Genomic DNA, 13,050 nt, shown 5'->3' with positions numbered 1-13,050 from the left:
GCTGCAAGAAGCCCTGTCGAGTCAACCGCAGCGCGGTGCCCGCCCCCGCAGGGGCCGCACCCACGCGGCAGCCCACACCCCCGGACTTCCGGGGCAGCGGGCCTCTGCTCGGCAAAACACCACCGACCGGTACCGGCCCACCCCGAATGAGACCCGACCCGCACACAAGCGGCACAAGGCCCACGTCGAAACAGCCGCCTTATTAGGGAACGCACCGCCCACAGGCAGCGCACCCGAACAGGAACTGGTCGCACGGCATCCCATCACGGGATGACTCTTAGGGGAACACCAGGCCCACCCCATGGGCGAGTTGAGCCACCGCGTGCCGGAAGAACGCGCCCCGGTCCTCCACCACGTTGTGGAACTGCCCGAACAACTCGAACCCGACCAGCCCGTACAGCTGCGCCCAGGCGGCCACCATGGCCGTGACGACCTCCGGCGGGAGGTCGGGCGCCAGCTCGGCGGTCATACGGCGGGCCTCGGGCTCGAGTTCGGCGGGCACCCGCGGGCGCGCCACACCGCGCTGCCGATACGCGTCACGCACGATGCCGAGGAGCAGGAGGCCGACCCGGGAGGCGGGCGGGATGGTCGTCTCGGGCGCGGCGTAACCGGGCACGGGCGAGCCGTAGATGAGCGCGTACTCATGCGGATTCGCGAGCGCCCAGCCCCGCACCGCCTCGCACACGGTGACCCAGCGCTGCGCGGGGGCGATATCGCCTGCCTTGGCGTCGGCGGCCTCCGCGGTCTCACCCAGGGAGTCGTAGGCGTCGATGATGAGGGCAGTGAGCAGGTCGTCGCGGCTCGGGAAGTAGCGGTAGAGCGCGGAGGAGACCATGCCGAGTTCTCGGGCGACCGCGCGCAGCGACAGTCTGGAGGCGCCTTCCGAGGCGAGCTGTCGGCGCGCCTCTTCTTTGATGGCGGCGGTGACTTCGATCCGGGCACGGGCGCGAGCCCCTTGTGCAGTGCTCATACAGGCAGTGTTGCACGGATGCGGAGCAGTGCACACAAACGAGAGCGGTGCTCTGTGCCGATCCGGACATCATGCGGTGCGCTTCGACTACGGCCCCGCAGGCAGGAACTCGCCGCCGCACCCACCACAGATCCGCCGCGCACGCACCCGCCGCGCACCCGCCAACGCCGCTCCGGGAGCGTCCCGCCAGACAGAGCACCGCTCTCCAAGTAAAGCGACGCCCAAAAACGAGAGCACCGCACACCAACGAGAGCACCGCTCTTGCATTGGAGCGCCGATCGCACCCATACTCATCCAAGCGAGAGCACTGCTCACACTTTTCCGTCCAGGAGGATGCGGCCATGTCCACGCACGTGCAGAAGCCCGGCTGGTTCACCGTCAACGTTTTCAACAATGCGGTGGCCTGGCTGACCCGCCGCGGCATCAGCATCTGGGGGTCCCGCGTCCTCGCGGTCCGCGGGCGCAAGAGCGGTGAGTGGCGCACCACTCCCGTGAACCTGCTGACCGTGGACGGCCGGCAGTACCTGCTCGCCCCCCGCGGTCACGTCCAGTGGACCCACAACATGCGCGCGGCCGGCGGCGGCGAACTGCACCTCGGGAAGAACGTGGAGGCGTTCACCGCGACCGAAGTCGCCGACGACGACAAGGTTCCGCTCCTGCGCGCCTACCTCAAGCGCTGGAAGGCCGAGGTCGGCGTCTTCTTCAAGGGCGTAGGGCCCGACTCCCCGGACGCGGACCTGCGCCGCATCGCCCCGGACCACCCTGTCTTCCACATCACGGTCAAGAGCTGACCCGCACCGGGGTCAGGAGCCGGCGCTCTCGCCCGCGGGCCGAGGGTCCAGTACGGTCAGCGCGCGCTGGGCGATCGGGCGGCTGCGGACGATCTCGGCCAGCGACGTGGCCCCCTGAGTGATGTCCTTGAACGCGTTCCAGGCGGGACGGAACCCGGTCAGAGCCGCGTGGAACAGACCGGGACGACGCTCGAACGCGGCCAGCAGTCGCTTGCCGACGCTCATCTCGACGCCCAGTCCCGCCTTGATCGCGAACGCGTAGTTCAGAGCCTGCCGGCGCGTGTCCACCGCGTCGTGGGCCTCCGCGATGCGCACCGCCCACTCCCCCGCGAGCCGCCCCGACCGCAATGCGAACGAGATGCCCTCACGGGTCCACGGCTCCAGCAGCCCCGCCGCGTCCCCGCACACCAGCACCCGCCCGCGCGACAGCGGCGAGTCGTCGGCGCGGCAGCGGGTCAAGTGCCCGGACGAAATGCTCGGTTCGAAGCCGGCGAGCCCCAGCCGGGCGATGAAGTCCTCCAAGTACCGCTTGGTCGCGGCGCCTTCACCGCGCGCGGAGATCACGCCGACCGTCAGCGTGTCGCCCTTCGGGAAGACCCAGCCGTAGCTTCCGGGCATCGGGCCCCAGTCGAGGAGCACCCGGCCCTTCCAGTCCTCGGCCACGGTCTCCGGCACCGGGATCTCCGCTTCCAGGCCCAGATCCACCTGGTCGAGCTTGACTCCGACGTGGGCCCCTATGCGGCTGGCGCTGCCGTCCGCACCCACGACGGCGCGCGCCAGCACCGTTTCGCCGCCCTGCAGGACAACGGCGACCGTGCGCCGGTCGGGCACCGCCGAGCCATGCTGCTCGACCCGTGAAACGGTCACGCCCGTCCGCAGTTCGGCACCCGCCTTCATCGCGTGCTCGACGAGCTGCTGGTCGAACTCGGGGCGGTTGATCAGCCCGAACAGCATGTTCTTGGAGCGGCGGGTGCGGGTGAAACGTGCGTTGTTGGAGAAGGTGATCGCATGCACGCGGTCGCGCAGCGGCAGCTCGAACCCGGGCGGCAGGGCGTCGCGGGAGGGGCCGATGATGCCGCCTCCGCACGTCTTGTAGCGGGGCAGCTCCGCCTTCTCCAGCATCAGCACGCCGCGCCCCGCGACGGCCGCCGCGTAGGCGGCCGAGGCACCCGCGGGTCCCGCGCCCACCACGACGACGTCCCACACCCGCTGTACGCCGTCCGCTGAAGAGTTCTCGCCGCTCACGATGGTCCACTGCCTCCGATCCAACCGACTGCCGCACCTGCCTCCCGCATCCTACGGCGGCGTCGTCACAGGCCACTGTGGGAGGATCGGCAGCGTATGCGCACTGCACACCAGTACGCGCCTACGCATACCCGTACAGGACGTACTCATCGGTACAACGTCGCACCTACAAGGAGCGTGCCCATGTCGTCGAATCCGGTCGCCGAGGCCGTTGCCTCGCTGATGCCCAAGGCGAAGGAAGAGCTCACCGAACTGGTGGCCTTCAAGTCGGTGGCGGACTTCGACCAGTTCCCGAAGAGCGAGAGCGAGGGCGCCGCCCGGTGGATCGCCGACGCGCTGCGCACCGAGGGCTTCGAGGACGTGGCGCTGCTCGACACCCCGGACGGCACGCAGTCGGTGTACGGCTACCTGCCCGGCCCCGAGGGCGCGAAGACGGTGCTGCTGTACGCGCACTACGACGTGCAGCCGCCGCTCGACCCGGCCGGCTGGACCACTCCGCCCTTCGAGCTGACGGAGCGCGACGGCCGCTGGTACGGCCGCGGCACCGCCGACTGCAAGGGCGGTCTCATCATGCATCTGCTCGCGCTGCGCGCCCTGAAGGCGAACGGCGGCGTGCCCGTGCACGTCAAGGTGATCGCCGAGGGTTCCGAGGAGCAGGGCACCGGCGGTCTGGAGCGGTACGCCGAGGAGCACCCGGACCTGCTCACCGCCGACACCATCGTCATCGGCGACACGGGCAACTTCCGCGTCGGCCTGCCGACGGTGACCTCGACGCTGCGTGGCATGACCCTGGTCCGGGTCCAGGTGGACACCCTCGAAGGGAATCTGCACTCGGGCCAGTTCGGCGGGGCCGCTCCTGACGCGCTGGCCGCCCTGATCCGCGTCCTGGACTCGCTGCGGGCCGAGGACGGGTCGACGACGGTCGAGGGGCTGGCGTCGGATTCCGGCTGGTCCGGCGTCGAGTACGCCGAGGAGCAGTTCCGCACGGACGCGAAGGTGCTCGAGGGCGTCGGGCTGATCGGCTCGGGGTCGGTCGCCGACCGTATCTGGGCGCGTCCGGCCGTGACCGTCCTCGGCATCGACTGCCCGCCGGTGGTGGGCGCGACCCCGTCGGTCCAGGCGAGCGCCCGGGCGCTGATCAGCCTGCGGGTGCCGCCGGGTGTGGACGCGGTGGAGGCGACGAAGCTGCTCCAGGCCCATGTGGAGGCGCGCACTCCGTGGGGCGCACGGGTGCGGACCGAGCAGATCGGGCAGGGGCAGCCGTTCCGCGCGGACACCTCCAGCCCGGCCTACACGGCCATGGCCGAGGCGATGGCGGTCGCCTACCCGGGTCAGGAGATGCAGTACGCCGGCCAGGGCGGCTCCATCCCGCTGTGCAACACCCTCGCGTCGCTGTATCCGAAGGCGGAGATCCTCCTCATCGGCCTGAGCGAGCCGGAGGCGCAGATCCACGCGGTCAACGAGAGCGTCTCTCCCGAGGAGCTGGAGCGTCTGTCGGTCACCGAGGCGCTGTTCCTGCAGAACTACGCGGCGAGCTGACCGGCTCCGGTCCACGCGGCGAACTCCATGGCTCCGGCCCGCGGCGAATGAACTTCGCTGCGGGCCGGAGGTCCGTCCACTCCCGTCCCACGGATGTCGGCGCACCCCTTTCGCGTCTCCGCCCCGCTTCTCGGTGGGCAGTCCCGCCTGCGGGCAGAGCGCAGTTGAGCCGGTCCGAACGTCCCCGTCGGCAGGCAGCGCGCGGTTCAGCCGACCGGGACGCCGGCCTCCAAGTAGAGCGCCGCGCCGCGTTTGCGTGCTCGCAGCGCCCAGCTCAGCCGCTCGTAGCGCACCGGCGGAAGCAGATCCCCCGCCTCGGTCTCGGTGACGAACCGCCAGTCGCGAAGCTCAGGGCCGGGCAGCAGGAGACGGCCGGCTTCGGCGCTGTCGAGGCGGCCGCCGTCGAAGAGGAGGCGCAGTCCGCCGTAGCCGGGCGGCATGGGGGGTTCCCAGTCGACGACCAGCAGCCGCGGGACCTCGTCCAGCGTGATGCCGGTCTCCTCGGCGACCTCGCGGATGCCGGCGCGGGCGGGGGCCTCACCGGGTTCGACGACGCCGCCCGGGAACTCCCAGCCGGCTTTGTAGGTGGGGTCGACGAGCAGCACACGGTCCTGCTCGTCGAACAACAGCACGCCCGCGGCGACGGTTTCGGCGGTCGGCTCGGGCGTCTGCACGATGTCGCACACGGACGCGGAGCCGGAACGGACGGCCTCGGCGATCCGCACGGCGGTCTCGTGCGGGGTGAGGGCGCCGGTGTCGACGGGGTACGCGTCGGCGGTGAGCCAGGCGCCGAGGGCTGCGCGATAGGGCTCGATGTGGTCGTACGCCCACTGCCGGACCCGCATGTCGCCGTCGGGCAGGTCCGGTGGGACCTCCCGACCGGCTATTCGCTCCCGCAGTATCGTTTCAGCCGGAGCGAGGAGAATATGGCGCACGGGGATGCGGCGGGCGGCGAGCCCACCGAAGATCTCGTCGCGGTACTCCTGGCGGAGAAGGGTCATCGGAACCACGAGCACACCGCCGAGTTCCGCGAGCATCGCGGCCGCCGTGTCGATCACCAGCCGCCGCCAGATCGGCAGGTCCTGGAAGTCGCCGACCTCGGCGAGGTGTTTCGCCGGCAGCAGGTGCGTGAGCGCTCCGCCGATGACCTCAGGGTCGAAGAGCGTGCTGTTCGGGATCAGTTCGATCAGTTCCCGTGCGGTGGTCGTCTTCCCCGCACCGAACGCACCGTTGATCCAGACGATCACGGTTCCCCCTCTTCTGTTGGCCCCCTGTGGCTTGCCCGCTCCACCCTGCCACGGAAACCCGACGCTGATGAGGGCGCATCCGGCGACCGGCGTGCCGCGGCGCCGGCACCCCCTGCCGTCCACAGGCACCGGCACCGCGTCGAGGGTCTCGTCAGCTGTTCTCGCCCAGGGTGCCCTCGTCCACGGCCAGGCTGTCGTGGCCGATGGTGTGATCGACGGTGGTGAACGTGTCCTTCACGTTGAGGTCGCCGAGCCCGTCGTGGTCGGCGGCGGGCGAGGGAGTGATGGCGGCCACGACGAATCCGGTGGCGAGGGAGGCGATGGCGAGCATGCTGCGCTTCTTCATGCCCTGTTCAACTGCGGAGCCGGGGCAGGGGTCACGCACGAGCTGACGCGCCGTCGGGAGTCGAGTGTCCGGCCCGGCCCGGGACTTCGCGGGTGGCACCCCGTTCGATGGCGGCGGCGCCGGCCTCGACCGCACACCGCGCAAGAGATTGCCTCCTTGACATCCGATGTCCTGCCACACCGCCGGGCACGCCGAGACCCATCAGCGGTGACTGTGGCACGCACCTCTCCCGGAGTGTCACATCACAATCGAACGCGAGGTTCGGAATCTCGCTCCTATGTAGGGCCACCATCGGGATTCTGACGCATATCGGCGAGGCTCTACCGGCCCCCTTCCACCACAGTCCAACACGGCCTACCGTAAGCGAACACGATTGACGCGAGCATGCAGACATCCCATCTCTAACGCGAGAGAGAGGAACGTAACGATGCGTCACCTTCTCACCCGCACAACCCGCCGAAGAGTGGTCGGAGCGCTCGGCGCGGTCCTGTTGTGTACGACCGGGCTCGCCGCTCCGGCCCTGGCCGCACCCGCCGCCGCCCCCGTCACGCCCGCGCTCGCCGACGGCCTCGCCCTCACCCCGCCCATGGGCTTCAACAACTGGAACTCCACGCACTGCCGCGCCGAGTTCAACGAGTCGATGGTCAAGGGGATCGCGGACCTGTTCGTCGAGAAGGGCCTCAAGGACGCCGGGTACCAGTACGTCAACCTCGACGACTGCTGGGCGCTGCCCTCGCGCGACACGGACGGCAAGCTCGTGCCCGACCCAGCGCGCTTCCCCAACGGGATCAAGGCCGTCGCGGACTATGTCCACTCCAAGGGCCCGAAGCTCGGGATCTACACGAGCGCGGGCACGAAGACGTGCAACAGCGCGGGCTTCCCCGGCGCGCTCGGCCACGAGTACAGCGACGCGCAGCAGTTCGCCGACTGGGGCGTGGACTACCTGAAGTACGACAACTGCAACAACCAGGGCGTGGACGCCAAACTGCGCTACACCACGATGCGTGACGCACTCAAGGCCGCCACACGGACAACAGGCCGCCCCATCGTCTACAGCATCTTTGAATCCTCCCCCAGCTGAAGCAGGGGGATTCCTGGCTCACGTTGGCTGCGGGTCAGCGACCAGCAGCTCTTACACGATCAACACCAGCCGGGTTGAAACCAGCCCGGTTTTGTACGGCAAAGCTTGGAGGTGCGCGTGCCGTCTTGGTTCTCGATCGGCACGGTGCGCGCTTGGTTCTCGCAACGCACCCACACCTTACCCGATCATGTGGGCGGTATTTCGCCCTGGGGGCGAAACCCCGTTTCCTGCCCTGCTCCGCAGGGGTCCGATTCCTCCCCGGCCTGAAGGCCGGGGCGTCCTCGGAGGCATTTGGTGAATGGGGCCAGAACAAGCCGTGGGAATGGGCCTCGGACGTCGGTCATCTGTGGCGCACCACCGGCGACATCAGCGACAACTGGGGCTCGATGCTGTCGATCCTCAAGCAGAACCTGCCACTGGCGCCGTACGCGGGCCCCGGGCACTGGAACGACCCGGACATGCTGGAGGTCGGCAACGGCGGTATGACCGACACCGAGTACCGCACCCACTTCTCCCTGCGGTCGGTGATGGCCGCTCCGCTGCTCATCGGATCCGATCTGCGCAAGGCCTCCCCGGCGACGTTCGAGATCCTCGGCAACAAGGAGGTCATCGCCGTCGACCAGGACCCGCTGGGCAAGCAGGGCACGGTGGTCTCCTCGGAGGGCGGGCGCTGGGTGGTCGCCAAGGAGATGAAGGACGGCAGCCGGGCGGTGGCCCTCTTCAACGAGACGGGCGACGCCCAGCGGATCAGCACGACCGCCGGGGCCGTCGGTCTACCGGAGGCGAGCGCGTACACGCTGCGCGATCTGTGGCAGCACCGCAGTTACAACACCGCCGGCACGATCTCGGCGACAGTACCTGCGCACGGCACGGTCCTCGTCCGCGTCGCCGCGGACCGGCACTGGGCGCAGCATCCGCCGGCCGTCGAACTCGGTCTGGACGGAAGTCCGTTGGTCGAATCCGGCCGGACGGCTGCCGTCACTTCGACGGTCACCGACCTCGGCCGCACACCGGCCGGAGATGTGTCGGTGACGCTGACCGGGCCCGACGGCTGGACGGTGACGGCGGCCTCGCGGGCGACCGCTCGCGCGCTGCCGACGGGACGTTCGCTGCACACGGTGTGGCAGGTGACCGCTCCCCCGGGCACGGCGACGGGCTCGTACGGCCTGACGCTGAGGGCGGCCTACCGGTCGCCGACGGGCGCGCGGGTCGCCAGCGTGGTGCCGGTGACGGCGACCGTGGTCGTGCCACCGCCCTCGGGGGTCTCGTATCTGAGCGATCTGCCGTGGTTGTCGGCGACCAACGGGTACGGGCCGGTGGAACGCGACACCAGCAACGGGGAGAGTGCCGCGGGTGACGGCCATCCGCTCACCATCGGCGGGGTCACATACGCCAAGGGGCTCGGCGCACACGCCGCGAGCGACATCGCCTACTACACCGGCGGGGCGTGCGAGACGGTGACCGCGGAGGTCGGCGTGGACGACGAGAAGGGCAGCAAAGGCACGGTCGCCTTCGAGATCACGGCGGACGGCACCACGGTCGCCTCGACGGGGGTGCTGACCAACGCGGCGGCCGCCCAGCCGCTCACCGCGAAGGTGACGGGCGCCCGGGTCGTCCATCTCGTCGTCACCGATGGCGGCGACGGGATCGACTCGGACCATGCGGACTGGGCGGACGCGAAGCTGAGTTGCTGAGCTCGAGTCGCCGAGCCGCGCGTGGCGCCCCCGATGAACCAGCGACGGGGGCGCCTTCCCGATTCGCGCGGGAGGGGCCCAGAGCCGGCCATCGACGGCAGGACGAGCCTTACCGGCCCCTCGCGCACATGCGGCGGCCCCTGCCGGGACGCTCGCCACTCACCTCAGCAGCCGCAGCGGCACCGGCCCCGCACCATGTCGTCGCGGGAAGCGCAGGCGGCACCGTCCACCGGGCGCAGCCGTACACGCCGCCCCGGTACCCGTGCTCCCCGCCCGGCTCTCCGCGTTGCCGCGCGCCGGTCGTCTCCGTCCGCGATCAGATCGGGAGGCCCACCGTCGCCGCGTTCTCCCTGCCGCGAAGCGCCGCGGCTGCCGCGCCCACGAGACCCGCGTCCGTGCCCATCTGGGCGGGCGTCACGGTCAGGCGCTGCACGAACGAGAGGGTCGCGTAATTGGTCAGGGCCTTGCGCAGGGGTGCGAAGAGGACGTCGCCCGCCTTGCCCACTCCCCCGCCGATCACCGCGATGTCGATCTCCACGAGGGTCGCGGTGGCGGCGATCCCCGCGGCCAGCGCCTGAGCGGCCCGCTCGAAGGAGGCCACGGCCACTGGGTCGCCCGCACGCGCCGCGGCCGCCACCGCGGCCGCTGAGGCGTCGCCGTCCGGACCCGGCTGCCAGCCGCCCTCCAGGGCGCGGCGGGCGATGTTCGGCCCGCTCGCGATGCGCTCCACACAGCCCCGCGATCCGCACGGGCACGGATCGCCGTCGAGGTCGACGCTGATGTGCCCGATGTGGCCCGCGTTCCCGGTCGGACCGGGGTGCAGGCGCCCGTTCAGGACCAGGCCTCCACCGACGCCCGTCGAAACCACCATGCACAGCGCGTTGTCGTGGCCGCGGGCCGCGCCCTGCCAGTGCTCGGCGGCCGTGATGGCCACGCCGTCGCCGATCAGCTCGACGGGCAGTCCGCCCGTCGCGGCCCGGACCCGCTCCACCAGCGGATACCCGCGCCATCCCGGAACGTTGACCGGACTGACCGTTCCTGCGGAGGCGTCCACCGGACCCGCGCTGCCGATGCCGACGGCCTGCGCCCTGCTCCACAACGGCGAGACCGCCAGTTCCGCCACGACCTCCTCCACGGCCCCCATGACGGTGTCGCCGTGCTCCTGCGCGGGCGTCGCACGCTGCGCACGCAGCAGGATCCGGCCATGGCCGTCCACCAGCGCTCCGGCGATCTTGGTGCCGCCGATGTCGAGTGCGGCCACGAGGTCGGTGTGCATCCTGGTCAGATCTCCCAATGCTTCAGTCGTACCGGCCCGGCGGACGGCGGGCCGCCGCCATGGGTCCGGTTTCCCCCGGCCGGGCGCTGGCAGGAGGCGCCTGTGAGGGAAGGCGCAGGCCGGAGATTGCGGTGGACAGTGTCTCCTGGATCTGACAACGTTGTCCAGGCTCTATGCTCGACGCCACATCCTCATACCACCCATGGGCCCGCCGCACCCCCGTGGACGACAGGACAGGACAGCGCATCGTGCCCGACACCGCCCGACGACCCGAGAACCGCTACGGCAATCGTCCGACCATGAAGGACGTGGCCGCACGAGCCGGAGTCGGCCTGAAGACGGTCTCGCGCGTGGTCAACGGCGAGCCCGGGGTCACCCCCGACACCGAACGCCGCGTCCAGGAGGCCATCGAGGCACTGGGCTTCCGCCGCAACGACAGTGCGCGGGTGCTCCGCAAGGGCCGCACCGCGAGCATCGGCCTGGTCCTCGAGGACCTCGCGGACCCGTTCTACGGCCCGCTGAGCCGCGCGGTCGAGGAAGTCGCCCGCGCCCATGGCGCCCTGCTGATCAACGGTTCCAGCGCGGAGGACCCGGACCGCGAGCAGGAGCTGGCGCTTGCGCTGTGCGCGCGTCGCGTGGACGGACTGGTCGTCATCCCGGCCGGCGACGATCACCGCTATCTGGAGCCGGAAATGAAGGCCGGCGTCGCCACGGTGTTCGTGGACCGCCCCGCCGGCCGGATCGACGCCGACGTGGTGCTGTCCGACAGCTTCGGCGGGGCCCGGAACGGGGTCGCCCACCTCATCGCCCACGGCCACCGCCGCATCGGTTTCATCGGTGACATGCCGCGTATCCACACCGCGGCCGAGCGACTGCGCGGCTACCGCGCCGCCATGGAGGACGCGGACATATCCGTGGAGGACTCCTGGATGTCCCTCGGCGTCACCGATCCGGATCGGGTGCGCACCGCCGCGGAGGAGATGCTGTCGGGTCCCTCCCCCGTGACCGCCGTCTTCGCGGGCAACAACCGTGTGACGGTCACCGTCGTCCGTGTCCTCGCCGAGCACGACCGCCCGGTCGCCCTGGTCGGCTTCGACGACTTCGAGCTGGCCGACCTCCTCAAGCCCGGCGTCACGGTCGTCGCCCAGGACGCCGCCGCCCTCGGCCGCACCGCCGCCGAGCGGCTGTTCCGCCAGCTCGACGGCACTCTGATCGCCCCTGAGCGCATCGAACTCCCGACCCGGCTGATCACCCGCGGCTCCGGCGAACTCCCGCCCGCCGACTGAGGGATGACGCTCGCCGGGTTCCCGGGCACCCGGGAACCCTGTGAGGCCGCACGTGGCTGAAGGCTCGGGGCGGAGCACCCGCACGGCCGCCGTAGGTGAAGTGCGGGCCGTCCACCGCCGGCCGCATCCGTGCCGCGGCCCTTCCCGGGTGCAGGGCCGGGCGCTCGGATCCCGTGCCGCCGTGCAGGCCGTGGGTGCCGACACCCGTCTGGGAGCCCTGCCTCGAACGCAGGCTGCTCTCAGGTCCCCGAGATCGTGAGATCGCCTCGCCTGGGCGCAGCGAAGCCCTCCAGGTCCGCCCGGGTCAGGCCGGTGGTCTTCGCCACCTCCTCGACGTCCAGCGCGCCGCAGTCCAGCCCCCGCAGCAGATAGCCGCTGAGCGCCTTGGCGGTCGCGGGCTCGTCCATGACGTCGCCGGTGGTGCGATGGACGTAGCGGGTGAGCCGTGCCGCGGCCTGTTCGAAGCCCTCGCGGTAGAAGGCGAACACGGCGGCGTACCGGGTCGGCAGGTGTCCGGGGTGCATGTCCCAGCCCTGGTAGTAGGCGCGGGCCAGCGCCCGCCGGGTGAGCCCGTAGTGCAGCCGCCAGCCTTCGTGGACCTTCTCCGTGGGGCCGACCGGCAGGACGTTCGTTGAGCCGTCGCAGACGCGTACGCCGGTGCCGGCGGCCGCCACCTGCATGACCGCCTTGGCGTGGTCGGCGGCCGGGTGGTCGCTCGCCTGGTAGGCCGCGGACACCCCGAGGCAGGCGCTGTAGTCGAAGGTGCCGTAGTGCAGTCCGGTGGCGCGGCCCCCGGCGGCGTGGATCATCCGGGCGACCGTCGCGGTGCCGTCGGCGGCGAGGATGGCCTGGCTGGTCTCGATCTGGATCTCGAAACCGAGCCGCCCGGGCCGGAGGCCGCGCGCCTTCTCGAACGCCTCCAGCAGCCGCACCATGGCGGTGACCTGCTCGGCGTAGGTGACCTTGGGCAGCGTCAGCACCAGCCCGTCGGGCAGACCGCCGGCCTCCACAAGGCCCGTCAGGAAGATGTCCAGCGTGCGGATCCCGCGCTCCCGTACCGCCGCCTCCATGCACTTCATCCGGATGCCCATGTACGGCGCTGCCGTGCCGTTCGCATACGCCCCGGCGATCAGCCGGGCTGCGCGGGCCGCTGCCTCGTCCTCCTCGGCGTCCGGGCGGTGGCCGTAGCCGTCCTCGAAGTCCACCCTCAGGTCTTCCACCGGCTCGCGCCGCAGTTTCGCGCGCACACGGTCGTGGACGGGCCCGGCCAACTCGTCGGCGAGCCCCAGGACGGCGGCCAACGACTCGGCGTCCGGGGCGTGTTCGTCCAGGGAGGCGAGGGCCTGGTCACCCCAGGAGCGGATGGTTCCGGCGGTGAATGCGTCCGCGGGGACGTAGACCGTGTGGACGGGCTGGCGCGTGCCGCGGTCACCGGGATAGCGGAGCTCCAGCTCTCGGTCGACCGGTGCGAGAGAGGCGCTGATCTCCTCGCTGACGGATCCCGCAAGGCTCGTCGCCACCCGCTCCTGCTGGCCCTCGCCCATCCCACACCCTCCCGTTTTCCGCTCCACGGAA

Annotated in this window: 10 protein-coding genes and 1 pseudogene; 5 read left to right on the top strand and 6 right to left on the bottom strand. The window is 71.0% G+C overall.

Annotated elements, in window-relative coordinates:
• Window positions 1-277 precede the first annotated feature (277 nt).
• The gene (locus ACWDA7_RS16915; protein ID WP_450605036.1) at window positions 278-970 is read right to left on the bottom strand and encodes a TetR/AcrR family transcriptional regulator; all 693 of its coding nucleotides are present in this window, start codon (window positions 968-970) and stop codon (window positions 278-280) included.
• Between the two features lie 341 nt (window positions 971-1,311).
• Between ACWDA7_RS16915 and ACWDA7_RS16910 the strand changes: the two genes are divergently transcribed.
• On the top strand, window positions 1,312-1,761 hold the full coding sequence (locus ACWDA7_RS16910; RefSeq protein WP_450605034.1) for a nitroreductase family deazaflavin-dependent oxidoreductase: 450 nt from the start codon (window positions 1,312-1,314) through the stop codon (window positions 1,759-1,761).
• A 12-nt stretch (window positions 1,762-1,773) separates the two neighbouring features.
• Here the strand turns inward: ACWDA7_RS16910 and ACWDA7_RS16905 are convergent, their stop codons facing one another.
• Window positions 1,774-3,006, bottom strand: coding sequence for a geranylgeranyl reductase family protein (locus tag ACWDA7_RS16905; protein ID WP_450605032.1), 1,233 nt, complete (start codon window positions 3,004-3,006; stop codon window positions 1,774-1,776).
• A 183-nt stretch (window positions 3,007-3,189) separates the two neighbouring features.
• Between ACWDA7_RS16905 and ACWDA7_RS16900 the strand changes: the two genes are divergently transcribed.
• Window positions 3,190-4,545, top strand: coding sequence for a M20/M25/M40 family metallo-hydrolase (locus tag ACWDA7_RS16900; RefSeq protein WP_450605030.1), 1,356 nt, complete (start codon window positions 3,190-3,192; stop codon window positions 4,543-4,545).
• A 206-nt stretch (window positions 4,546-4,751) separates the two neighbouring features.
• Here ACWDA7_RS16900 and ACWDA7_RS16895 read toward each other — a convergent pair whose 3' ends face one another.
• Window positions 4,752-5,792, bottom strand: coding sequence for an NUDIX hydrolase (locus tag ACWDA7_RS16895; protein WP_450605029.1), 1,041 nt, complete (start codon window positions 5,790-5,792; stop codon window positions 4,752-4,754).
• 151 nt (window positions 5,793-5,943) lie between these two features.
• The gene (locus ACWDA7_RS16890; protein WP_359396557.1) at window positions 5,944-6,138 is read right to left on the bottom strand and encodes a hypothetical protein; all 195 of its coding nucleotides are present in this window, start codon (window positions 6,136-6,138) and stop codon (window positions 5,944-5,946) included.
• Window positions 6,139-6,565: 427 nt separating this feature from the next.
• Here ACWDA7_RS16890 and ACWDA7_RS16885 point away from each other — a divergent pair.
• Together ACWDA7_RS16885 and ACWDA7_RS16880 are read left to right on the top strand one after the other, a co-directional pair.
• Window positions 6,566-7,201 (top strand): annotated as a pseudogene (locus ACWDA7_RS16885) (glycoside hydrolase family 27 protein); the annotation flags it as partial.
• Between the two features lie 170 nt (window positions 7,202-7,371).
• Complete coding sequence (locus ACWDA7_RS16880; RefSeq protein ID WP_450605027.1) at window positions 7,372-8,913, top strand: NPCBM/NEW2 domain-containing protein; 1,542 nt, start codon at window positions 7,372-7,374, stop codon at window positions 8,911-8,913.
• A gap of 316 nt (window positions 8,914-9,229) precedes the next feature.
• Here the strand turns inward: ACWDA7_RS16880 and ACWDA7_RS16875 are convergent, their stop codons facing one another.
• Window positions 9,230-10,189 carry an ROK family protein gene (locus tag ACWDA7_RS16875; RefSeq protein WP_450605025.1) on the bottom strand — a complete coding sequence of 320 codons (960 nt, stop codon included), beginning with the start codon at window positions 10,187-10,189 and terminating at the stop codon, window positions 9,230-9,232.
• Between the two features lie 221 nt (window positions 10,190-10,410).
• Here ACWDA7_RS16875 and ACWDA7_RS16870 point away from each other — a divergent pair, with 221 nt between their 5' ends.
• Entirely contained in the window at window positions 10,411-11,475 is a 1,065-nt protein-coding gene (locus ACWDA7_RS16870; protein WP_450605044.1) for a LacI family DNA-binding transcriptional regulator, read from the top strand.
• A 239-nt stretch (window positions 11,476-11,714) separates the two neighbouring features.
• On the opposite strand, the gene ACWDA7_RS16865 is transcribed toward ACWDA7_RS16870, so the two are convergent.
• Window positions 11,715-13,019 carry a DUF6986 family protein gene (locus ACWDA7_RS16865; protein WP_450605023.1) on the bottom strand — a complete coding sequence of 435 codons (1,305 nt, stop codon included), beginning with the start codon at window positions 13,017-13,019 and terminating at the stop codon, window positions 11,715-11,717.
• Between the last annotated feature and the right edge of the window lie 31 nt (window positions 13,020-13,050).

The sequence above is a fragment of the Streptomyces sp. NPDC001156 genome (assembly GCF_053598275.1).
The sequence above is the reverse complement of the archived record's forward strand: the minus strand, read 5'-3'. Positions and strand labels throughout refer to the sequence as shown.